The organism is Corynebacterium sp. HMSC05D08 (assembly GCF_001807215.1).
In the GTDB taxonomy this organism is placed as follows: Bacteria; Actinomycetota; Actinomycetes; order Mycobacteriales; family Mycobacteriaceae; genus Corynebacterium; species Corynebacterium striatum.
Window position 1 is genome coordinate 1 of sequence record NZ_KV788320.1, and the last position, 638, is coordinate 638.

The 638-nt window shown below is 52.2% G+C and carries 1 rRNA gene; it reads left to right on the top strand.

Annotated features, from left to right (window positions below):
- Nucleotides 1–16: 16 nt before the first annotated feature.
- A 23S ribosomal RNA gene (locus HMPREF3148_RS04350) occupies nt 17–638 on the top strand; the annotation flags it as partial.

Consider the following 638-nt stretch of genomic DNA (forward strand, 5'->3'; position numbering starts at 1 on the left):
TTGTTGTGTTGGTTGTGTGTTCGTTATTTAGGGCGCATGGTGGATGCCTTGGCATGCTGAGCCGATGAAGGACGTGAAAGGCTGCGTTAAGCCTCGGGGAGTTGTCAATTGAGCGTTGATCCGAGGATGTCCGAATGGGGAAACCTGGCACCTGTTATGGGGTGTTACCCTTCAGTGAATTCATAGCTGTTGTGGGGGTTACGCGGGGAAGTGAAACATCTCAGTACCCGTAGGAGAAGAAAATAATAATGATTCTGCTAGTAGTGGCGAACGAACGTGGATGAGGCTAAACCGTGTGCATGTGATACCTGGTAGGGGTTGTGTGTGCGGTGTTGTGGGCCCTGATGAGGATGGCTACTGACGTCCTGCCCGCGCATTGTTGTTAGGTGAAGTGGTGTGGAAACGCCTGCCGTAGAAGGTGATAGTCCTGTAGCTGAAGATGATGGTGTGTGGGTTGTTGGGTTGCCCGAGTAGCAGCGGGCTCGTGGAATCTGCTGTGAATCTGCCGGGACCACCCGGTAAGCCTAAATACTCAGTGTGACCGATAGTGGATAGTACCGTGAGGGAATGGTGAAAAGTACCCCGGGAGGGGAGTGAAATAGTTCCTGAAACCATGTGCTTACAATCCGTCAGAGCAC